The sequence below is a fragment of the Corynebacterium pacaense genome, assembly GCF_900169525.1.
Taxonomy (GTDB): Bacteria; Actinomycetota; Actinomycetes; order Mycobacteriales; family Mycobacteriaceae; genus Corynebacterium; species Corynebacterium pacaense.
Genome location: NZ_LT821240.1, coordinates 646,365 through 668,020 on the forward strand (window position 1 = coordinate 646,365; position 21,656 = coordinate 668,020).

The 21,656-nt window shown below is 66.3% G+C and carries 23 protein-coding genes and 1 pseudogene; 9 read left to right on the plus strand and 15 right to left on the minus strand.

The features are described from left to right. Positions 1-31: 31 nt before the first annotated feature. Both B7E02_RS14390 and lplB read left to right on the plus strand, forming a co-directional pair. Positions 32-199 (plus strand): hypothetical protein, encoded by a 168-nt coding sequence (locus B7E02_RS14390; RefSeq protein ID WP_179129708.1) that lies wholly within the window; start codon positions 32-34, stop codon positions 197-199. A gap of 61 nt (positions 200-260) precedes the next feature. After that, entirely contained in the window at positions 261-1,322 is a 1,062-nt protein-coding gene (lplB, locus tag B7E02_RS10080; protein WP_080796895.1) for a lipoate-protein ligase small subunit, read from the plus strand. A 10-nt stretch (positions 1,323-1,332) separates the two neighbouring features. Here the strand turns inward: lplB and B7E02_RS10085 are convergent, their stop codons facing one another. The 9 genes and pseudogenes from B7E02_RS10085 to B7E02_RS10125 form a co-directional block, all read right to left on the minus strand. Continuing rightward, positions 1,333-2,187, minus strand: coding sequence for an SDR family oxidoreductase (locus B7E02_RS10085; RefSeq protein WP_080795669.1), 855 nt, complete (start codon positions 2,185-2,187; stop codon positions 1,333-1,335). A gap of 74 nt (positions 2,188-2,261) precedes the next feature. Further along, positions 2,262-3,170, minus strand: a complete 909-nt coding sequence (locus B7E02_RS10090) for a DMT family transporter (RefSeq protein ID WP_080795671.1) — start codon at positions 3,168-3,170, stop codon at positions 2,262-2,264. 82 nt (positions 3,171-3,252) lie between these two features. Further along, entirely contained in the window at positions 3,253-3,579 is a 327-nt protein-coding gene (locus tag B7E02_RS10095) for a zinc ribbon domain-containing protein YjdM (RefSeq protein ID WP_080795673.1), read from the minus strand. Positions 3,580-3,617: 38 nt separating this feature from the next. Further along, a complete protein-coding gene (locus tag B7E02_RS10100) occupies positions 3,618-5,285 on the minus strand; it encodes an ABC-F family ATP-binding cassette domain-containing protein (protein ID WP_080795675.1) in 1,668 nt (555 codons plus the stop codon). Positions 5,286-5,331: 46 nt separating this feature from the next. Next, positions 5,332-5,897: pseudogene (locus B7E02_RS10105) on the minus strand (helix-turn-helix domain-containing protein). Positions 5,898-6,083: 186 nt separating this feature from the next. Continuing rightward, positions 6,084-6,854, minus strand: coding sequence for an isocitrate lyase/PEP mutase family protein (locus B7E02_RS10110; RefSeq protein WP_080795677.1), 771 nt, complete (start codon positions 6,852-6,854; stop codon positions 6,084-6,086). A gap of 260 nt (positions 6,855-7,114) precedes the next feature. After that, positions 7,115-8,296 (minus strand): PQQ-dependent sugar dehydrogenase, encoded by a 1,182-nt coding sequence (locus B7E02_RS10115; protein ID WP_080795680.1) that lies wholly within the window; start codon positions 8,294-8,296, stop codon positions 7,115-7,117. Positions 8,297-8,335: 39 nt separating this feature from the next. Continuing rightward, positions 8,336-8,665, minus strand: coding sequence for a nuclear transport factor 2 family protein (locus tag B7E02_RS10120; protein WP_080795681.1), 330 nt, complete (start codon positions 8,663-8,665; stop codon positions 8,336-8,338). Between the two features lie 45 nt (positions 8,666-8,710). Further along, a complete protein-coding gene (locus B7E02_RS10125; protein ID WP_080795684.1) occupies positions 8,711-9,466 on the minus strand; it encodes an SDR family oxidoreductase in 756 nt (251 codons plus the stop codon). A gap of 78 nt (positions 9,467-9,544) precedes the next feature. Between B7E02_RS10125 and B7E02_RS10130 the strand changes: the two genes are divergently transcribed. Then, positions 9,545-10,225 (plus strand): TetR/AcrR family transcriptional regulator, encoded by a 681-nt coding sequence (locus tag B7E02_RS10130; protein ID WP_245802246.1) that lies wholly within the window; start codon positions 9,545-9,547, stop codon positions 10,223-10,225. Between the two features lie 39 nt (positions 10,226-10,264). Here B7E02_RS10130 and B7E02_RS10135 read toward each other — a convergent pair whose 3' ends face one another. Continuing rightward, the gene (locus B7E02_RS10135) at positions 10,265-11,053 is read right to left on the minus strand and encodes a metallophosphoesterase family protein (RefSeq protein ID WP_080795689.1); all 789 of its coding nucleotides are present in this window, start codon (positions 11,051-11,053) and stop codon (positions 10,265-10,267) included. A 6-nt stretch (positions 11,054-11,059) separates the two neighbouring features. After that, positions 11,060-11,647, minus strand: coding sequence for a dihydrofolate reductase family protein (locus B7E02_RS10140; RefSeq protein WP_080795692.1), 588 nt, complete (start codon positions 11,645-11,647; stop codon positions 11,060-11,062). A 136-nt stretch (positions 11,648-11,783) separates the two neighbouring features. Here B7E02_RS10140 and B7E02_RS10145 point away from each other — a divergent pair, with 136 nt between their 5' ends. Then, entirely contained in the window at positions 11,784-13,196 is a 1,413-nt protein-coding gene (locus tag B7E02_RS10145) for an SMI1/KNR4 family protein (protein WP_080795695.1), read from the plus strand. Positions 13,197-13,234: 38 nt separating this feature from the next. Here B7E02_RS10145 and B7E02_RS10150 read toward each other — a convergent pair whose 3' ends face one another. The 3 genes from B7E02_RS10150 to B7E02_RS10160 form a co-directional block, all read right to left on the minus strand. After that, entirely contained in the window at positions 13,235-13,765 is a 531-nt protein-coding gene (locus tag B7E02_RS10150) for a putative immunity protein (protein WP_179129709.1), read from the minus strand. A 71-nt stretch (positions 13,766-13,836) separates the two neighbouring features. Beyond that, entirely contained in the window at positions 13,837-14,922 is a 1,086-nt protein-coding gene (gene ychF / locus B7E02_RS10155; RefSeq protein ID WP_080795698.1) for a redox-regulated ATPase YchF, read from the minus strand. A gap of 39 nt (positions 14,923-14,961) precedes the next feature. Further along, the gene (locus B7E02_RS10160) at positions 14,962-15,366 is read right to left on the minus strand and encodes a thioesterase family protein (protein WP_080795701.1); all 405 of its coding nucleotides are present in this window, start codon (positions 15,364-15,366) and stop codon (positions 14,962-14,964) included. 126 nt (positions 15,367-15,492) lie between these two features. Here B7E02_RS10160 and B7E02_RS10165 point away from each other — a divergent pair, with 126 nt between their 5' ends. From B7E02_RS10165 to B7E02_RS10175, 3 genes are read left to right on the plus strand one after another with little or no spacing between them, the layout of a single operon-like run. Further along, on the plus strand, positions 15,493-16,923 hold the full coding sequence (locus B7E02_RS10165; protein WP_080795704.1) for an AI-2E family transporter: 1,431 nt from the start codon (positions 15,493-15,495) through the stop codon (positions 16,921-16,923). A 32-nt stretch (positions 16,924-16,955) separates the two neighbouring features. Beyond that, on the plus strand, positions 16,956-18,092 hold the full coding sequence (locus tag B7E02_RS10170; protein WP_080796897.1) for a DNA recombination protein RmuC: 1,137 nt from the start codon (positions 16,956-16,958) through the stop codon (positions 18,090-18,092). Positions 18,093-18,152: 60 nt separating this feature from the next. Next, positions 18,153-18,995, plus strand: coding sequence for a DUF6542 domain-containing protein (locus B7E02_RS10175; protein ID WP_245802247.1), 843 nt, complete (start codon positions 18,153-18,155; stop codon positions 18,993-18,995). A gap of 19 nt (positions 18,996-19,014) precedes the next feature. Here B7E02_RS10175 and B7E02_RS10180 read toward each other — a convergent pair whose 3' ends face one another. Continuing rightward, a complete protein-coding gene (locus B7E02_RS10180) occupies positions 19,015-19,995 on the minus strand; it encodes a 4-hydroxy-3-methylbut-2-enyl diphosphate reductase (RefSeq protein ID WP_080795707.1) in 981 nt (326 codons plus the stop codon). 124 nt (positions 19,996-20,119) lie between these two features. Between B7E02_RS10180 and xseA the strand changes: the two genes are divergently transcribed. Both xseA and B7E02_RS10190 read left to right on the plus strand, forming a co-directional pair. Continuing rightward, positions 20,120-21,361 (plus strand): exodeoxyribonuclease VII large subunit, encoded by a 1,242-nt coding sequence (xseA, locus tag B7E02_RS10185; protein WP_080795710.1) that lies wholly within the window; start codon positions 20,120-20,122, stop codon positions 21,359-21,361. A 33-nt stretch (positions 21,362-21,394) separates the two neighbouring features. Beyond that, entirely contained in the window at positions 21,395-21,643 is a 249-nt protein-coding gene (locus B7E02_RS10190; RefSeq protein ID WP_080795717.1) for an exodeoxyribonuclease VII small subunit, read from the plus strand. The last annotated feature ends 13 nt before the right edge of the window (positions 21,644-21,656 follow it).

Consider the following 21,656-nt stretch of genomic DNA (forward strand, 5'->3'; position numbering starts at 1 on the left):
TCCCCCACAAATCCATTGAGAGGATCTCCCCATGGGCACAAACGTCACCGGAAACACCAACCCCTTCGCCGAACCGGATCCCAGCGACCAGCACCTGGCGGATAAACTGCCGAAGGATCAGCCGGAGACGGAGGATGAGCTCGTCGATGAGTGGGGCGAGGAATCATTCCCGGGCAGTGACCCACCCGCCAACTACTGACCCACCGGCTGCCGGTGGCGGGGCGGAATCCGGCGCCGTGACCGGGGGTATGGTTGCGGGAATGAATCACCACTTCGAAATCAAGGTCCAGGGCGGGAAACTCGTCGTCGTGGACGTCCGCACCGACAATGACACCATCTCCGAGCTGCAGTTGTCCGGCGACTTCTTTCTCGAACCCGATGCCGCCCTCGATGCCATCAACGCCGCCGCATCGGGGGTGTCGGTGGACGAGGACGCGGGCGCCCTGACCGCCCGTTTCGACGCCGCACTCACACCCTTCGGCGAGGACCTGGCGCTCCACGGCTTCAGCACGGGGGACGTCGCCGTTGCCGTCAGGCGCGCGATCACCGGCGCGACGGACTTCACCGACCATTCCTGGGAGATCATCAACCCGGGCCCGCTTCCGACCCCGGTCAATGTCGCCCTCGACGATCTGCTGCTGGCGCAGGTCGCGTCCGGGCAGCGCGGCCCGACCCTGCGGATCTGGGACTGGATCGACCGTGCCACCGTCATCGGCTCCTTCCAGTCCTATGCCAACGAGATCAATGACGACGCCGTCAGGGAGCACGGCGTGACGGTGGTCCGCCGGATCTCCGGCGGCGGCGCGATGTTCATGGAGGGCGGCAACTGCATCACCTATTCCCTCTACGCGCCGGAGTCGCTGGTGGCGGGCCTGAGCTATGAGCAGTCCTACGAGTATCTCGACCGCTGGGTCATCGCCGCACTCAGGTTGCACGGCGTGGATGCCTGGTACGTACCCATCAATGACATCACCTCCACCGGGGGCAAGATCGGCGGTGCGGCCCAGAAGCGCCGGGGTGGCGCCGTCCTGCACCATGTGACCATGTCCTATGACATCGACGCGGACATGATGACGCAGGTGCTGCGGATCGGAAAGGTGAAGATCGCGGACAAGGGGCTGCGCAGCGCGAAGAAGCGGGTGGATCCGCTGCGACGACAGACCGGGGCCACGAGGCGGGAGATCATCGCCACCCTCGAGGACACCTTCGGCGCCAGGTACGCCGCGGTGGAGGCGTCGTTGAGCGATGATGACCTCGCCGCCGCCGAGAACCTCGTCGCGCAGAAGTACGGCACCCAGGAGTGGACGAGGCGGATTCCCTGAGCGGCGACCGCTAGAGTGCCGCCTCGACGGCGCTGCGGACGGAGGTGGTGTCCCTTTCGAGCAGCTGGTGAAGATCGGTGGAGTCGGTCGCCAGCGCACCCCGGGCGATGCCCTGGTCGGTGTCGGCGAGGATGGCGGCGAAGGGCCCCGGTACGCCCGCCTGGACGAGGACCGACTCGAACTCCGCGGCGGGCAGATCCCTGTACACGACCTCGGTGCCGGTAACCTCGGTGATCGTCGCGGCCAGTTCGCCGAGGGTGAAGGCCTCATCGCCGCCGAGCTCATAGATCCTGCCTTCGTGGCCCTCACCCGAGATCACCGCCGCGGCGGCGATCGCCAGGTCACTGCGGGTGGCGGCGTTCAACCGTCCCTCACCCGCACTTCCGAGCACCGCGCCGCTGTGCAGATAGCCCGGCAGCTGCCCGGTGTAGTTCTCCAGGTACCACCCGTTGCGGAGGATCACGGCGGGAATCCCGCTCGCTGCGATGGCGTCCTCGGTGGCGATGTGCTCCTCGGCCAGCTTCAATCCGCCATCCCTGGCGTTGAGCAGGCTGGTGTAGGCGATGAATTCAACCCCGCTGGCCAGGGCGGCGTCGATGATGTTGCGGTGCTGAACCAGTCTGCTTCCCACCTCGCTGGCGGAGACCAGGAGCAACCTGCCGCCGCCGGCGAATGCCGTGCGCAGGGATTCCGGGTCATTGTAGTCCGCCCTGATCACGCGGACGCCACGCCCGGCGAGGTCGCTGATTTTTTCCACGCTGCGCCCGATGGCCACGATCTCGGTGGCCGGGATGCCACGGTCGAGCAGGGTCTCGATTGCCACACGTCCGAAATGTCCGGTTGCTCCGGTGATGATGTACTGCATGATGCCCTTTCGGTTGGAATTTGTGCCCTCCGGATAGTTAACGCGGCAACTAAGCGATACGTTCCCCGTGGCGTTCACACCACCCTGATCAACGCCACTCCGGTGATGATGATCCCCAGCCCGAGAAGCTGCGTCCATCCGACGCGGATGCGCACACCACCGATCAGCCCGAGGGTGTCGATCAGCAGGCTGGCGGTCATCATCCCCAGCAGCATCAGCACCACGGTCAGCCCGGTTCCGAGGATCGGCCCGAGCAGTGCGGTGGCGAAGACGACGGTCGCGCCCAGAATGCCACCGAGCCACATCCACCAGGGTCCACCCTCCACCCCGCGCCACGGCGTCCTGGTCAGCAGCAGCAGGAGCAGCAGGGTGGCGGTGCCCACCGAAAAGGACACCAGGGCTGACTCGACGGCGGAACCGAGAATGGTGCCCAGTCGACCGTTGACCGCGATCTGGGTTGCCGAGCACATACCCATGAACACACCGAAGGCCCGCCACAGCCAGATTCCGGGCTGCCGCGGTGCCTGTCGACGCCCCGGACGCAGCGCCCCCACCACCGCGGCGGCCCCCAGCAGCACCGCCAGGGCGCCGCCCACCCGCAGCGGTCCCAGGCCCACCTGCGGTGACCCCAGAAGACCCTGGGCGTCGATAAGCAGGCCCATGAAGATCTGACCCGTGATCGGCAGAATCACCGTCTGCACACTGCCGACGCGGGGAAAGAGCAGAATGTTGCCGGTGAGCACCACCACCCCGAGGGCGCCACCGGTGTAGATCCACCACGGCTGCCCCGCCGTCAGCCCGAGGGCGGGCAGCAGGTGGCCGCTGGTGATCAGCGTCGCAACCAGCAGAGCGCAGGTGCCGACGAGGAAGGAGAAGAAGGACGCCATCAGCGGCGACCCGACCGATCGACGCAGACGGGTGTTCACGGAGGTCTGGACGGGCATGAGCGCGCCGGAGAAAACGCCGAAGAGAGCAGCCAACATGGTAGTTCACCCTACCCTCATCCCGGATGTCCCCTCCCGGGGTGCAGGCTCAGCCGAGTTTCCTGACCACGCTGGATTTCAGCTACATGGAACCGAAGCCGGGAACCTTCGCCTCGATGTCGTGGCCGTCGACGCCATCGCTGATCAGCCGGATGCCACCGACCTTGGTCCCGATCTTGATCATCTTCCCGCCGCCGCCCTTGACCTTGAGGCTCTTGACCACGGAGACGCTGTCACCGTCGCGGAGGATGTTTCCCACGGAATCCCTGATCTCCGCCACATCCCCCGGTTGCGGAGCCGAACTTTCGGGCGACCATTCATGGGCGCACATCGGGCAGGCGAGCAGGGTCGCAGATTCATAGGTGTATTCGCTGCCGCATTCCGGGCAGGGCGGTAGAAGATCAGACATAAACAGCAGAGTTTAGCCGAAGCCCGCGGCCGGATCGCTCACAACTGATGGACCTGCCCGTCCTCCACCCGCCAGCGCCGGTTGGTGGCCACGGCTTCCAGCATGCGGCGATCGTGTGTGACCAGTAGCAGCGTGCCCTCATAGGCCGCCAGCGCCTGTTCGAGCTGCTCGATGGCCTCCAGATCGAGGTGGTTGGTGGGCTCGTCGAGGACCAGCAGGTTGACCCCGCGAACCTGGAGCAGGGCGAGCCCGGCGCGGGTCCGCTCCCCCGGTGAGAGTTCCTCCACCCGTCGATCCACGTGATCCGCGCGCAACCCGAACTTGGCCAGCAGAGTTCGGATCTCATTTAGGGGCAGATCGGGCACCTCCCGCTCAAAGGCCGCAACCAGTGTCTCGGATGCGGTCAGCAGGGAGCGTGCCTGATCGATCTCACCGATGGCGACGCTGACCCCCATGCTCGCCGTGCCGGCAGCCGGCTCCAGCCTGCCGAGGAGGCCACTGAGAAGCGTGGTCTTCCCCGCGCCGTTGGGGCCGGTGATACCTATGCGGTCCCCGGCGTTGACCTGGAGGGACACCGGACCGAGATGAAAATCCCCCTGTGTGAACTCCGCATTGCCCAGTGTGGCGACAACCGAGCTCGAACGCGGGGCCGCCCCCACGCTGAACTGCAGGCGCCATTCCTTGCGCGGTTCCTCCACCTCCTCGAGACGGGCGATGCGGCTTTCCATCTGGCGGACCTTCCGGGCCTGCTTCTCGCTTGATTCAGTGGCCGCCGCACGCCTGAGCCTGTCATTGTCCGGGGCTTTCCTCATGGCGTTGCGCACGCCCTTGCTCGACCATTCCCGCTGGGTGCGCGCCCGCCCGACCAGGTCCGCGCGGTGCTCGGCGAACTCCTCGTACTGCTCCCTGGCGTGCTGCCGCAGCACCTCGCGTTCGGCAAGGTAGGACTCGTAGCCGCCACCGAAGACGTGGTTGGAGTACTGCGCCAGGTCCAGCTCGAGGACCCTGGTGACACAGCGGGCCAGGAACTCCCGGTCGTGGCTGACCAGCACCACCCCTCCGCGCAGGCCGGTGACGAAGGCCTCGAGGCGCTCGAGTCCATCGAGATCGAGATCGTTGGTGGGCTCATCGAGGAGGGCGATATCAAAACGGGAAAGCAGAAGGGCCGCCAGGCCGACCCTCGCGGCCTGCCCTCCGGACAGCGAGGTCATCTGGATATGCTCGGCCTGTTGCGCATCGACCCCGAAGCCCAGATCCGCAAGCACCACCGGGATCCGGTCACTGAGATCCGCGGCGCCACTGGCCATCCATCGATCCAGGGCCAGGGAGTAGACCTCGGCCGGGTCGGCGGTGGAATCCTCCGCCAGGGAGGGGTCGCTGAAGGCCCCGGCCGCGAGATCCATGGCGCGTGTCGCCTCCGCGCAGCCGGTGCGCCGGGCGATGTATTCGGCGATGGATTCCCCCACCACGCGCTCGTGCTCCTGGGGAAGGAAACCGACGAAGGCATCCGAGGGGGTCAGGGTGATCGTGCCCTCGCGGGGTGCGACCCGACCCGCCAGGATCCGCAGCAGCGTGGATTTTCCCGCGCCGTTTGCCCCCACGACCCCGATGACATCGCCCGCCGCCACGGTGAGGTTCAGGGAATCGAACAGCGTGCGGTGGCCGTAACCGCCGGCGAGGTCACGTACCACGAGTGTTTCCATCATGGGATCATTGTTGCAGCTTGCCACCCCGGGACACCCACCGGAGCAGTCACCGGGTGTGGGCCCGGCGTCCCTCCGCGGAGAAGATGGTCAGGATCTCGGCCGGTTTTCCACCGTGCGCACCGAACCCGTGGGGGTCATCGTGGAGAATTCCGCAGCGTGACCTGCCCGTACCGGGATCAGCCTCTCCCCCAGCCGCAGCTCGGCGGTTCCGGAGAGCACCATGAACCAGTCGTGGCCCGGATGCACCACCGCCTCCTCCGGGGGCGGTGCGGAGCGGGTGATCCGCATTTTCGCCACCGCCCGACCGCTGTCCGTGTCTCCCGCGCTAAGTGACCAGACCGTGATCCCGCGGGATTCCTCCACCTGCGGCCGGATGATCACGTCCTTGTGCTCCGGCGGCTCGATCAGCTGGTCGAGCGTTGTCTCCAGGGCCCGGGCGATCGCGACCAGCTGGTCGAGGGCTATTCGACGCCCACCGGTTTCAATTCTGCTCAGATTCGAGGGGCTGAGGAAGGCGTGTGAGGCCAGAGTGTCCAGGGACCATCCCCTGGCCAGGCGCAGTGCTCTGATTCTCCGCCGGACGAGAGTGTCCACCTGTGATTCTTGCTCCATGGACAAGAGTGTATGCCCGTGGCGCGAGGACCGTCCCGGAGCCGGAGCCGCAACGCCCACCCCCGTCCGCCCTCGACCCGGTTCAGCGGGTCGGAGGAACTTCGCGGCTCCCGCACCCAGTGCCTGGCCCGGAGTCCACCACCCGGCCGGTGCGGTTACCGGTGGTGGGGGCGTCGGCACGCGGGTTCAGCGGTGCACCCACGTTGCAAGCTGCTTCCTGGAGACCTCGCTGAGCCATTTCTGCCACAACGGGCCGAAGGTGACGCGACGCACCCCGAGCTCGGTGAGCGTGTCCAGACCGCCGGCACCGTGCCCGTCCACGGGATGCGCGGTCACGTTCACCGGGATGGACACCGCCGCGACGAGCTCACTGACCTGGTCGGCGGTGCTCAAGCCGACGGGGTAGACGGATCGCGCCCCGGCCTGCTCCAGAAGCTCGACCCGTGTAACCGCCTCCTCGAGCGGATCGGCGAAGACGTCGGTGCCCAGGGCCACCGCGTCGGTGCGGGCGTTGATCACGAACTCCACGCCGGCCGCGTCCGCAGCCTGGCGCGCCGCGGCGATGTAATCAGCGTGTTCCTGCCGGTCGCGGACACGGTTGCCCTCCGAGTGGACCACGTCCTCGATATTGGCACCCACCGCACCGGCCTCCAGGAGCTTCTCGATCAGCTCCGCGGGCTCAAGGCCGTAGCCGGACTCCGCATCCGCGCTGACCGGGAGATCAACCGAACCGGTGATGCGAGCGATCACCCTGAGATAGTCATCGAAATCCATGTTCTCCCCGTCGGAGCTGCCGATGGAATCGGCCACCGGATGGCTGCCGATGGTCAGGCCTTCGAATCCCACCTCGGCCGCAAGTCCGGCACTCCAGGTGTCCCACACGGTGGGCAGGACGAGGATTCTTCCCGAGGCGTGGGCCTCGGCGAACTGGTGGGCGCGTGCCCTGAGATCTGCCATGAGCTTCTCCTTTGTGTTCGATGTGTGATGGCCCACACTACGTTCATTCCCGGTCGGGTGCGCCGCGGGCATCCGCCCCGCCCCGCCGATCGGGCACCGTGACCACCTCGGGGTTGCCACGCTCAGACATGCCGGGGGCGCTCGCCGGGACCGGTGGTGGGCGGAACTGAATATATTGAGGGCGTGATCACGGCCGGTGGGATCCGCAGCTGCCGTTTCGCGCGGAGCCACCGAGGGGAAGGCGTGACGGGAGGGGTGCCTCAGACCGGACGCAGCTGCAGCAGCCGCCCGCGTGGTCCGTCCTCAAGGACCCAGAGCGCGCCATCCTGGGATTCGGTCACCGCACGGATCCGGTCATCCATGGCCCAGGTGTCCACTTCCCCTGCCCACTCTCCCCCGAGCACTACCGCCACCAGGGTTTCGCCGGACAGCCCGCCGAGAATGGCGGAGCCGGTCAGGTCGGGGAGCAGCCCTCCGCGGTAGATGTGCAGACTACCCGGGGAGATCGACGGCACCCAGTACGCCTCCGGTGCGCGGTAGCCGTCGCCGGGACGGTGGTCGGGGATATCGGAGTTGTCATAGTGCACCCCCATCGATGCCTCCGGCCACCCGTAGTTGCCGCCCTCGACCAGGTGGTTGAGTTCATCTCCGCCGCGGGGTCCCATTTCCGAGACCCAGATCCCGCCCTCCGAATCGGTGTCGATCCCCAGCGGGTTGCGGTGCCCGGATGTCCAGATCCGCGGGTTTTCGCTCCCCTGTCCCATCCGGATCACCTTGCCCAGATTGCTGGCGGGATCCTGTGCCGGGTCGAAACGCTGGCGGTCACCGGAGGTGACGAAGAGGTGGCCGTCGTGGTCGAGCAGCCGGAGCGAGAAGTGTCCGTCGCCCGGTGCCGGCTCCTGTTCCCAGATAACCTTCACGCTGTGCAGCAGTGCCTGCTCCACGTCGAGCACCGCCCTGGCGACCACCCCCTGCGCGCCCTCTGGGTGGGGGCGCACCCAGCTCAGGTAAATGCCACCGTCGCGGTCAAAGGTGGATGCGGGGATGATGTCATGCAGTCCCGCCTGGCCGGAGTGGTACACCTCGGGAACCCCCGCGACCGGGCGGACCCCGCCGCCGGTCTGGTCCCAAAGCTGCAGGGCGCCGCCGCGTTCGGTGATCGCGAGATAGTCCGTGCCGGGCAGGAAACTCATGGCCCAGCCCTCGTTGAAGTGACCGTGCTCGGTGGCGCTAACGCCGGGAATCTCCACGTCCGCGGCCACCTCCGCCACTTCGGGTTCCGGTGCCACCGCGTCCACCCCGGAGTCCGTGGCGCCCGCGGTGGGGACCCCCGTCCGGGTTTCCCGCGGAGCTGGACCCGGCCCCGCCTCCATGGTGCAGGCAGCGAGAAGCAGGGTGGTGACGATGGCGGTGACCAGTGCGGGAAGGAGGGGACGCCTCATGGTGAGAGTCTACTGAAACACCGTCTACGGGTCTGCCGCTCAGACCTTGCGGATGGTCATTGACTCCAACTTGTCACCGTCGATCTCGAAGATGAACCTCGCCCGGCCGTTGGCGTGGCTTGAACGCCAGTCGCCGATGACAGTGACCCGGGATCCGTCCGATTCGACGCTTTCGACGGTGAGGATCCCGCCGGCACCGATGAATTCCTTGTCGCTCCAGGTCTTTATCTCCTCGCGGCCGGTGAACACCCGTCCCCAGTCGTCGACGACCCCCTCGGGGGTGAAGGCGTCGAGGAACGCTGTCTCATCATGTGCGTTGACATGCCCGATGAAACCGGCGACGGGTTCGGGCAGTGCTGATGTGGTCATGGTCGGGTTCTCCCTTGTTTGTTGCGGGCGGTCGGTCGGTACGGGTCAGCGGGTGGTGTACCCGCCGTTGGCGAAGATGGTCTGGCCGGTGATCCACCAGCCGTCGGTGGCCAGGAATCCCACGATCGGGGCGATGTCCTCGATCCTGGTGAGCTGGTTGCCCATGGCCTGCGATTTGTGGAACTTCACGCGCTCGGGGGTCTCCTGTCCGTAGAAGAAGGGGGTGTCCATCGGGCCGGGCGCGACGGCGGTGACGGAGATGCCGCGATCGGCGAACTCCTTCGCCGCGGCGCGGGTGAAATGCTCGACGGGCGACTTGCCACCGGCATAGGTGGAGTAACCGTCGGTGAAGGCTGCGAGAAGCGAGGTGACGATGGTGATGATCTTGCCGCCGTCGGCGAGATGCCTACCAGCCTCCTGGATGAAAAAGTACGCCGCCTTGGCATTGATGTCGAACATCGAGTCATATTCTTCCTCGGTGGTTTCAATGATTGGCTTGCGCAGCACCTTGCCCACCGTGTTCACCGCGACGTCGATGGTGCCGATGGCGGCCTCGGCATCGGCGAAAAGTCGCGCGACATTGGCGGGGACGGTCAGATCTCCCTGGAAGAGCGCCCCCTTCACCCCTGCCTCCCTCACGGCCGCGAGTGTCTCCTCGGCAGCGGCCCTGCTGGCATCGGAATTGAAGTGGATCGCGACATTGGCGCCGGCCCGCGCGGCCTGGCGGGCGATCAGCCCGCCCAGGTTCTTCGCCCCTCCTGCGATCAGGACGCTGCTACCGGCGAGTGTGTGGTCGGTCATGAAACTTCCTCCATATCGTAGATATGCAACACCATATCAGCGCTACATGAGCTACCGTATCACAGTATGACAGAGCGAATGGGAAGTACCACGCGCGAACGCCTCATCGCGGCCGCAGCCGACCTCATCGCCGCCAGCCCCGGCGAGGACTTCTCGCTACGTGCCGTCTGTGATGCGGTCGGGGTCAAGATGCCCACGCTGTACCACTTCTTCGGATCGAAGCAGGGGCTGATCGACGCGGTCATCGAACACGGCTTTGAGCTCTACATCGGGCAGAAACACTCGATGGAATCCTCCGGGGATCCCATCCAGGACATCCGCGCAGGCTGGGATGCCCACGTCGCCTTCGGTCTGGCCAATCCGGGCTTCTACACGCTCATGTACGGAAAGGTGCGCCCCGGCTACTCCCCGCAGCCACAGGCGATCCCCAGCGAGATCCTCCGGGCCCTGACCGCACGCGCGGCGGACCAGGGACGCCTGGTTGTTTCCTCCGAGCAGGCCGCAGCCCATATCCTGGTCACCAACATCGGGGTCACGCTGCGCCAGATCGTCATGGATGCCGCCGATCCGGCCCTGTCCGCGGCCGTCCGGGAAGGCGCGATCGCCGCGATCACCGGAAGCGGGACCGGGTCCGCGGGGCCCTTCGCCACGGTCATCGAATTCGCGGCCTCACATCCCGACGTCCTCGGCGCGACCCAGACCCAGCTGCTGATCGAGTGGCTGGGCACGCTGGCACCACCGCTTATCGACGAACAGTGACCCTAGGACGCACCGCCGCCACCCCGGCGGAACGCGGTGTCAGGGGAGCTCCAGCGCCGGGAAGGGCCACGGCCGCCGCAGATGCGGAGGGTGCTGCTCGAAGGGGTAGCCAAGCGAGACGTCAATGTGACTGATTCCGTCGACGCGGGTCTCTGCGGGAATGTGCAGGTGTCCGTGGATGGCCAGCAGTGCGTTGTACTTCACGGCCCAGTCGCGGGTGGCGGTGGTCCCGCACCACAGGGCGATATCGGGTGCCCGCAGCCTGCGGGTCGGCTCAACAACCAGGGGCCAGTGGTTGACCAGGATCTTCGGACCCGTCACCGCCGCCAGTCGCCGCTCCGAATACTCGACCCTCTCGGCGCTCCACTGCACCACATCGACATAGGGTGCGATGGCTATCTCATCATCGAGCTTGACCACCGCCCTGTCCACCGCCTGCCGCGCCGACACCCCCGGCGGGCGGAAGGAGTAGTCATAGAGCGCGAACAGGGGGCAGACCGTCACACCGCCGAACACCGGAAAGGGATCCTCGGGCGTGATCACACCGATCGCGCGCAGCTGTCCCACCAGAACCCGGTAGCGTGACCTGCCGTTGAAGCGATCGGTCCTCCGGTTGAACAGCTCATGGTTACCCGGCACCCAGATCACGGTGTCGAACCGCGCGACCAGTCCCCGCAGGGTCCGCACGACATCCGGAATCCGTTCGGCGACATCGCCGGCAACGATCAACCAGTCACCGTGGTGCCGCGGGGACAATCCATCCACGATCGCCTGATTCTCCGGGAAGGTCACATGGAGGTCGCTGACCGCCCACAGTGTCGCTGTCATGGCGCCTCAGTCTATCGGGACGCCTCCACGATCCCGCGATGAGTAGTGCAGGAACACGATGCCGCTGCCGAAGACTTGGTGTTCAACCAGTCTCAGTTCCAGGTCCGCGTGATCCGGAAGGGCACGCAGCCCGCCGCCGAGGACGCGGGGAACGACGAAGAACCGGAAGTCACGCACCATTCCCGCACGGATCGCGGCAGCCGCGGTAGTCGGCCCGAAGATCTCCACCTCCCCCGGCGCGTCCTCGACGATGCGTGCGAGCCCGGGCAGGGTGAGACCGGAAATCAGCCTCGCGCCACCGGACCCGACCTCGGCCCCGGTCAGTGTCGATGACACCGCGATCTTCTCGATCCCGCGCCACCTCCGGGCGAACTCCCGCTCATCCGGGCCCCAGGATCCATCCCCCGGTTCGGAATCCCAGTACTTCATCATGAGGAAGGTCCTGCGTCCGAGAACCTCGGTTGACACTGCGGCCATTCGCTCCACGTGCAGCCTGAAGAGGTCCGCGTCCGGTACCGTCCAGTCAATGCCGCCGTCGCGGTCCGCGGCGAAACCGTCAAGTGAAACCGTTGCGGAAAAGCTCAGTGATCCCATGGTTGACCATTCCTGCGCTGTTGGTGGGTACCTATGATCTGGACTCGCCACACTACCGCCTCCCGGGTTCCGGTGGCCGAAAAACCCGGGGCGGGAAAAGTTGCGGGGGTGTCACCGTGCCCCGACAATTGAAGCCATGTCACTGCAAGCGTTGGTGCAGACCCTGGTCACAGTGTTCCCAGCCAATCCGGATCTGGACCTCCTGGTGCTCTCCTGCACCCTGTCCAGTGGTTCGACCTCCCGGTCACTGCGGGGTCGCACACACTCCGGTCAGACCCGCTTCCCCGAAAGTCCGGAGGAACTTGACGTGGACGAGCTGCGCGGGGAACTCGAGGCAAACCCGTGGACCGCGGAGATCACCGTGCACCGCGACGGCGGATGGCGATTCTTCGCGGTGCGGGGAGATCCCCGGGAAACGATTATCGGCCCGACCAGCTTCCCCGAGACCCCGGCCACCCTGCCGGAACTGCCCACCGAGGTCCGCGGGCAGATCGCGGATCTGTGGGCGCGCGGCAGCGGCGACTACCTCGCGGAGGACGGTGCTGGCGTCGACAAGCTCAGTGACCTGGCCGCGGCGATCGGCCAGCCGGTTCCCCCGGAGATCGCCGAGATCCTCAGGCTCAGCGATGGTGCGGAGATCCGCCTGGAGGTCGAGGACTGGGACCGCACACTAACGGCGGGGTGGTCGCTGCTCTCGACCGGGGGCATCGCCGCGGCGCATGCGGAGTGGGCGGATCTGGCAGCCACCGGCCCCTTCGACGGGGTCGCCTACACCCTGGGCACCCCGGGGGCGACCCAGCCGCGGCTCGCACATCCCGGCTGGATCCCCTTCGCCCACGACCATTCCGGAAATCACCTGGCCGTGGATACCGTTCCCGGGCCGACGGGGGTCGCCGGACAGGTTCTCGAATTCGGTTCCGACCTCGACTTCGGACCCTTCGTGCACGCCGACTCCATCCTGGACTTCCTCGCGGGCAGGCGCACCACCTGGCCCTCCGACCCGGGCATCGACCACCGGGTGCAGCTCGAGGACGGTGGCACCCTGACCGGCGAGCAGTTTCCCGGCACCGCCCAGTCCCTCCGGATCTTCGGCCGCGGCGAGGTCGAGGGTGCCGCGCTGGTGCAGGCGCCGTCGGTGCGTTCACTTCTCATCCGCGGGGCCGCACGCGTCGATCTCAACGGGCTGCTCGAACGTCCGCTGCAGGAACTCCGGCTCCTGGACCTCGAGGACATCGATCTCGGCCCGCTGGCAGGCCACCCCACCCTGCGCTCGGTGACCCTCGAGAATGTCGGCCGCATCCGTGGCGCGGATGCCCTCGAGCACCTGCCCGCGCTGGAATCGGTGTCCCTGTCCGGTCCCGTTCCAGACGAGCTTGTCGACGCCCTGCGCACCCACCCGGGCCTCCGCCGCCTGGCACTCACCGACCACGACCAGCCGCTGGAGGAGATCACGGCCCTGATCAACCGGATCCTTCCGGAACCGCTGGTCACCGTCGAGCGCAGCGGTAAGACACCGCATCGGCCCAGGGATGGGATCACACCGAGCTGAACCCCGGTAACCGGATCCGGCGGGAGTCACGGGCACATTCAGGCAATCTGCCTCTGGATCCGGATAATCGTCGACCCGAGAACCCCACGCGAGAGCAGCCCGCCGGCCAACGGTCCCGCGGCATCCTCACCGAGCGGCGGGAGCAATCGCAACGCGACCCGCTCACCTTCCCGGAGATCTGCAATCTGCCAGCGGATCTCCTCATCGACCTTTTCCGGCCGACCCGCGTTCGCCAGTGAAACCGCCTTCACGGCATAGGCTGCCGCACCCAGTGCATGAGCACCCATGTGGGCGACAGCCGAGGCCTGGGCGACCGCCCGTGCGGCCGCGGCACCCGCAGGGGATACCGCAGCCTTCGCCGCCTTAACCGCGATGAAGCGCCGGGCGATCTCTTCGGCGGCGCTGCTGCGCCCCTCGCTGTATGCCCGGGTGCGATCGAGTGCATCCCGGATCTCATCCTGCGCCGAAGCTTCGGCCTCGAAGAGCGGGACCACCCGCGCGGCACACGCCGCCGCCCAGCGGGCAACGATGCGACGGTCTGAATCACTCAGGGTTTGAGGCGAAACCATGCACCGAGTGTCTCACACCCTGAGGCCATCGATCCCGGGTATCCCGCGTCGGGACGTATCTGACCGGGGAGCTATACGTTGAATTTGAACTCCACCACGTCCCCGTCCTCCATGACGTAGTCCTTGCCCTCCTGACGCACCTTGCCCGCGGCCTTGGCCTCGGCCATGGATCCGGCGGCGTCGAGATCGGAAAAGGACACGATCTCGGCCTTGATGAAGCCCCGCTCGAAGTCGGTGTGGATCACCCCGGCGGCCTGCGGGGCGGTATCGCCCTTGTGGATGGTCCAGGCCCGGGATTCCTTGGGGCCCGCGGTGAGGTAGGTCTGCAGGCCGAGCGTGTCAAAGCCGGCGCGGGCCAGGGAGTGCAGGCCGGGCTCGGACTGCCCCACGGACTCGAGGAGCTCGGCGGCCTCCTCGTCTTCGAGCTCGAGGAGCTCGGTCTCGGTCTGGGCGTCGAGGAACACGCTATCGGCGGGGGCGACCAGGGCACGGAGCTCCTCCTTGCGCGCCTCGTCGGTGAGAACCTCCTCATCGGAGTTGAACACATAGAGGAAGGGCTTGGCCGTCATCAGGTGGAGATCACGCAGCAGGGACAGGTCAACCTCCCCGTTCTTGGCCGCGGTGAACAGCGTGCGGTCATCCTCGAGAATCCCCAGGGCCTTCTGCACCTCGGCGACGACCTCGCCCAGCGACTTGTCCTTGCGGGCATCCTTCTCCAGGCGCGGGAGTGCCTTCTCGATGGTCTGCAGGTCCGCGAGGATCAGTTCGGTGTTGATCACGGATATGTCGGTCGCCGGGTCGACGCGGCCCTCGACGTGGATGACGTTGTCATCGCTGAAGGCGCGGACGACCTGACAGATGGCGTCGGCCTCGCGGATATTGGCCAGGAAGGCGTTACCCATTCCCTCACCCTCGGAGGCGCCCTTGACGATGCCGGCGATGTCCACGAAGGACACCGTCGCCGGCAGTATCCGCTCGGAGCCGAAGATCTCCGCCAGGCGGGTCAGGCGCGCATCCGGAAGCTCCACAAGACCAACATTGGGTTCGATGGTGGCGAAGGGGTAGTTCGCCGCCAGAACATCATTGCGGGTCAGGGCGTTGAAGAGGGTGGATTTGCCCACGTTGGGCAGGCCGACGATTCCGAGAGTAAGGGTCACGGGCACTAATCCTAGCAACCCCCGCGGACACGGATGCCCCTAGGACGGCAGCTTGTCGACGAAACGGTCCCGCGACACCACCCCGCGCTGATGGGTACCGGTGCTGATCACTCCGTGCTCATCACGGGCGGTGATCCCGAAGGTCAGGGTGCGGCGGTCGACACCGAGCAGCTCGGCCTCCACGGTCACCGTGGAGCCGGGCACCGTCGGTGCCTGGTGGGACAGATCGACGTGGGTACCGAGGGAGATCTCGCCCTCATCGAGATGCGCGGCGATCAGCTGCATGCACGCCCATTCGATGATCCCGACCATGTAGCCGGTGGCGAGCACCTTCGGCATCGAGCGGAACTCCGGGGCCTCGGGAAGCAGGTGCGGGACGGTGCGATCCTCGGGCACCGGGTAGTTCATCGTGTGGGTGAGCCCGGGGGCCAGGGATTCCTTCATGTCTTTTCCTCTCGTGGACGCGTCAAACTGTGTTTGACGGCCAATCTACGCGCTCCGGGGCGTCGACAAGCGTGTTTCCCGTGCTTTAACCACCGGAAGCGGGCACAATGGTTTCTTGTGGCAAGGATGGATGATTTTCCGCAGCAGCTCGACGGCTTCGTCGGGGACGACACCAGGGAGCCCGCCCCGGAAACCGATGAATCGGTCGGGGGTGCACCCCTGGACCGGATCGATCGTTCAATAATCATCGGTGACATTCTGCGCAGGGTCTCGATGTGGAGCATGAGACTGCTCCTCATCGCCGCCGCGGCCTATGTGGCCTGGCTGATCCTCGGCCAGCTCTGGCGGGGCGTGCTCCCGGTCATGCTCGCGCTGATCGTGTGCACGGTGCTCTCGGTGCCCAACAGCTGGCTGCGCAGGCACGGGGTTCCACCTGCCCTGGCGGCGCTGGTCACCATCGTCTCCTTCTTCGCCATCGTCCTGGGGGTGTTCTGGTTCATCGCACCCTCGATCGGCAGGCAGTCCCAGACCCTCTACTATCAGGCCTTCGAGGGGATCCTCTCGGTTCAGCTGTGGCTGCAGGGGCCGCCGCTCAACGTCAATCCCGGTGATCTGAACAATTTCTTCAACGAGGCCGCGGCCTGGCTGCAGAACCAGGCCGGGACCATCGCGGGCGAGATCTTCTCCGGACTCGGGATGGCCACCAGCGTGGTGGTCACCCTCGGCGTCGTCCTGGTGCTGACCTTCTTCTTCCTCAAGGACGGGTCCCGTTTTCTGCCCTGGGCGAGGCAGGTGGTCGGTGAGACCTCCGGGTGGCACCTGACCGAGCTGCTCACCCGGGCCTGGAAGACCCTGTCCGGATTCATCCGCGCGCAGGCGATAGTCTCCGCCGTCGACGCCTTCTTCATCGGCCTCGGCCTGGTGCTGATCGGGGTCCCCATGGCGCTCGCCCTGTCGGTGATCACCTTCATCGCCGGATTCATCCCCATCGTCGGCGCCTTCACCGCAGGGGCCCTGGCCGTCCTGGTCGCACTGGTCTCCCTGGGGTTCACCGAGGCCGTGATGGTGCTGGTTCTGGTGGTGGCGGTGCAGCAGCTCGAGGGAAACATCCTCTCCCCGATCCTGCAGTCCAGGGCCATGAACCTGCATCCGGTGATCGTGCTGCTGTCCGTCACCGTCGGTGGCACGCTGTTCAACATCATCGGGGCATTCCTCGCCGTTCCCATCGCCGCGATGATCGCGGTGGTCTTCCGCTACGTCCAGGACATGACCTCGATCAGGGCAGGTGAGAAGTCAGCCGAGGACCTCACCTACGCCAGTGACTTCGGCCCGCTCGCCGGACGCCACGCGGAGGCGCAGGGGGCGCTGTTCCGCCAGGAGCACTACCAGACGCTGCTGAACTCACCGAGCACCTCGGAGCTGAACATACCGGAGGGCTTTGATGAACCTGACCGGGTCGATCGCACCGACATCCGTCGCGGTCAGCTCAGGAAGCGACTGGCCGCCGCCCGCACCACCACAGCACAGGCGTTCGAGAAACTGCGGAAGCGACCCTAGCCCCGTCCACCCCGTGTGGCACAGTGGCAGGCATGAATTCCACGGCTGTCACTCTCATCATCCTCATCGTCGGCATAGCCATCGGCGCACTGATCGGCTGGCTGGCGCGCGGCAACCGTGAGGCCGGGAGAAGCACCGCTGAGCTGCGTGAACTGGCACGGACCCTGGAGCGCAGAAATGATCCGGAATCGCTGGCCCACAACCTCGGGGAATCACTGGGCAATTCCCTCAGGCCGCTGCACGACGGACTCAACCAGCTCAGCGGTCGCGTGCACTCCCTTGACGTGGAGCGGGCGGAATCGATGGCGGCCCTGGCCTCGCAGGTGCAGTCCATGACCAGGACCTCGGCCCTATTGTCGGACCGGACCAACAGACTGGTCTCCGCCCTCCGGGCACCGCAGGTCCGCGGACGCTGGGGGGAGATGCAGCTGGAGCGGGTGGTCGAGCTGGCCGGGATGCAGCGACACTGCGATTTTGACACCCAGGTCACCGTCAGGGTCGGCGGACAGACGATGCGACCGGACATGGTGATCAACCTCAGTGGGAACCGCCACATCATCGTCGACGCCAAGGTGCCCTTCACCTCCTACCTCGACGCCATGGAATCCGAGGATCCCGAGGAGCATGAGGCCTTCCTGCGCCGTCACGCCTACCAGCTGCGCCAACACGTCACGCAGCTGTCCGCCAAGCAGTACACCGAGGGCTTCAGCCAGTCCCCCGAGTTTGTCATCCTCTTCGTCCCCGCCGACCCCTTCCTCGACGCCGCTCTGATCAACGATCCGGAGCTACTCGAGTACGCCTTCTCCCGCGACATCGTGCTGGCCACCCCCTCCACCCTGATGGTCCTGCTGCGCACGGTGGCGATGGGCTGGCAGCAGGAGGCTGTGACGCAGCAGGCCGCCGAGGTCCAGCGCCTGGGCAAGCAACTCTACACCCGCCTGAACACGATGGCAGAACACTACAACCGCGTCGGCGGAGCGCTGGACAAAGCCGTCGACGCCTTCAACTCGACCCTGAACTCCATAGACTCCAGGGTGATGGTCACCGCCCGCAAACTCGCTGAGATGGACGTGCTCTCGCCCACCGCCGCAAAAATCACCGAACCCACTCCCCTGAGCGCGCAGAGCAGACATGCTGCAGGAAGTGAAACCGCAACTGACCAGGGGTAGCCGGCGCGACCCCGGCGCCAGAATCCAGTTTCAGGACAAGAAACGGTAACATTGTCCAACGTGTCACATGGATCAGCGTCAGCGAGGCGAACCCAACCCAGGCCAGCGCAGCAGGGCGGCTTCGCCGGTTTGCCCACCTGGTCGGGTTCCGCAATCATTCTCGCCTGCCTGATCACCGGTCTGCTCATCAGCCTGTACCTGGGCCGACTGGGCCTGACCTACCAGTTGATCTTCATTCTCGGCGCACTGACGGTCACCCTGCTCGTCGAGGCCCGCGGCCTGTTTCTCACCGTCGCGGCCATTCCCCTGCTCTTTGGACTGACCACCCCGGTCGCGTCCTGGCTGATCAGCCAGCAGGGAATAAACTCGGGCTCGGGTTTTTCCACCACCAAGATACTCACGGCCATCTACCCCCTGGCGCAGTTCTTCCCCACCCTGATCATGGTCACGATCGTCTCGGCCTTCATCGCGGTGGTCAGAATCATGCTCCTGCGCAGAAATGAGCAGAACACCCAGGTCGTGGGGGAACGGGCCCGGAGAGCGCAACGTGCCGCCGACCGCGCGAACACCACCACGGCGACGAAGGCCCGGGCACAGACCAGCCGGACGCGCACCCGCCGGGCCCCGGCACCGGCGGAGGAAGATAACCAGCAGGTCACGGTGGACGAGTTGATCCGTCGGAGTCAGCAGCGACGGCAGCACACCGCACAGGTCCAGGCGGACAGGGGCGTGCGCTACACCCCCAGGCCGGGACCCCGGGTCACCCCCGAACCAGAGCCGAAGGCACAGCAGGCACCGCTGACCCGCGAGTTTCCCACCCAGCCGCCGGTGGACCCGCGGGAGCGTCGGCAGGCACCCCCGCCGCGACGCCGCCTCACCCTCGATGACGATCTCTACAGCTAGATACCTCCAGTAGATACCTCTAGGTACGTGCCGGGCGCAGCACTCTCGGCAGTGCGAAGACGATCTTCTCCGCGGCCGAGGTGACCTCCTCAACGTCGTTGAAGCCGAACTCGGAGAGCCGTTCCACCACTCCCTGCACGAGGATCTCCGGCACCGAGGCGCCCGAGGAGATCCCCACCGTGGTCACACCATCCAGCCACGCGGGATCGATCTCCCGGGCGAAATCGACGAGGTGGGCGGCATCGGCACCGGACTGTCTGGCCACCTCGACGAGGCGGACCGAGTTGGAGGAGTTCTTCGAACCGACCACGATCATCAGCTCGCAGGCCTCGGCGATCGCCTTGACGGCCACCTGACGATTCTGCGTGGCGTAGCAGATGTCATCGGAGGGCGGATCCTGCAGCTGGGGGTACCTCACCTTGAGGGCGCGGACGATCTCCATGGTTTCATCGACCGAGAGCGTGGTCTGGGACAGCCACATCAGATTCGGCTCGTCCGCCAGGAACGCGGGGAGCTTCTCCACACCTGCGAGCCCGTCCACCAGGTGGGTCTTCTCCGGCGAGTGCCCCATCGTCCCCTCGACCTCCTCATGACCCTCGTGCCCGATGAACAGAATCTGGAATCCCTGCTTGTCGAAGCGCCTGACCTCATTGTGGACCTTGGTCACCAGCGGGCAGGCCGCGTCGATGGCCTTGAGGTTCTTAGCCGCAGCCTCCGCGTGGACCGCGGGGCTTACGCCGTGGGCGGAGAAGACCATGTGGGCGCCCTCAGGCGCATCCGAGGCTTCGTTGACGAAGATGGCACCCTTTTCCGCGAGGGTATCAACCACGTAGCGGTTGTGCACGATCTCCTTGCGCACGTACACCGGGGCACCGTACTGCTCCAGGGCGCGTTCCACCGTCTCCACGGCGCGGTCCACGCCGGCGCAGTATCCGCGCGGGGCGGCGAGCAGAATCTTCTTTCCGGTTTCGTTCTCGGAGTGTGTCAGGGGTGAACTCATGGATCCCAGCGTATCCAACGTTGAGGCCAAACACCTAGACTGGGAACCTGACCTCCCCGCCGAGGGCGGGGAATGATAGCTCAAATCACTGAAGCCCCGGAAGAAGTGGGAGGATCACACGCCTGTGCCGTCTGCGAATTCAACGCCGGAGACCCCCTGGCCGGTACGCGAGGTCAACAACCAGGTCAAGAACTGGATCGAGCGTCTGGGACACCTGTGGGTGGAGGGGCAGCTCGCCCAGATCAACGTCAAACCCTCCTGGAAGCTGTCCTACCTCACGCTCCGCGACGTGGAACAGGAGGCCTCGGTCCAGCTCACCTGTCCCACCGAGCTCATCCGCAACCGGCCGACCCCGCTCAAGGACGGCGACCGCGTGGTCGTCTACGGCAAACCGGCCTTCTATGCGGGGCGTGGCACCTTCTCCCTGTGGGTCACCGACATCCGCCCGGTGGGTATCGGCGAGCTGCTCGCGCGCATCGAGGACCTGCGCAGGAGACTGGCGGCCGAGGGGCTCTTCGATGCCTCCAGAAAAAAGCGCCTGCCCTTTCTTCCCACCAGGGTGGGACTGATCACCGGACGGGGTTCCGCCGCCGAGCGCGACGTGCTCAGCGTTGCCAGGGACCGCTGGCCGGAGGTGTCCTTCAGGGTGATCAACACCGCGGTGCAGGGAGCCGGCGCCGTCCCCGAGATCATCGCTGCGCTGCACCAGCTGGATGAGGATCCGGAGGTTGATGTCATCATCATCGCCCGCGGCGGTGGTTCGGTGGAGGACCTGCTGCCCTTTTCCGAGGAGGGACTGCAAAGAGCCGTGGCCGCGGCACGGACCCCCGTTGTCTCAGCCATCGGGCACGAACCAGACACCCCCGTCCTGGACAATGTGGCCGATCTGCGTGCGGCGACCCCCACGGACGCCGCCAAGCGCGTGGTTCCCGATGTCGCCGAGGAGCGGCTGCTGATCCGCCAGCTCCGGGACCGGGGCGCAGCGGCCCTGCGTGGCTGGGTCAGGCGCGAGGAGGAGGCGCTGAAATCGATCCGCTCCCGTCCGGTTCTCGCGGACCCGATGACGCCGATTCTGCGCCGGCGTGAGGAGATAGAGCGCGCGCTCGCCCTGATCCGACGCGATGTCAGCCATCTGCTGCGCACGGAGATCTCCACGGTGGACTCACTGCGCGCCCAGGTCGCCGCCCTCGGCCCCTCGGCCACCCTCGCCCGTGGGTACTCCGTGGTTCAGGTCCTTCCACGCGACGGGTCACCACCGGAGGTGGTGACCACCATCGCCCAGTCCCCTCCGGGCAGCCAGTTGCGCATCAGGGTCGCCGACGGCTCCATCACCGCGGCGGCCATGGGAACCCAGTCAGCCGACTAGTTTTCACATCGAGTCTCAATCCAAGGAGCAGCAATGAGCAACCCCAACGTCATCGGATCCGGACGAGGCGACGCCGCCTTCGTCCCGGTGGAGGAACTCTCCTATGAACAGGCCAGAGATGAGCTGGTGGAGATAGTCAAGATCCTTGAACTCGGACAGATGGGCCTCGATGAGTCGCTGAGCTACTGGGAAAGGGGGGAATCCCTGGCCAGGCGATGCGAGGAGCATCTCGGCGGCGCCTCACAGCGGGTCGAGGAGGCGCTGAAGAAGGTTAGCGAGTAGGTTTTGTCCGCGC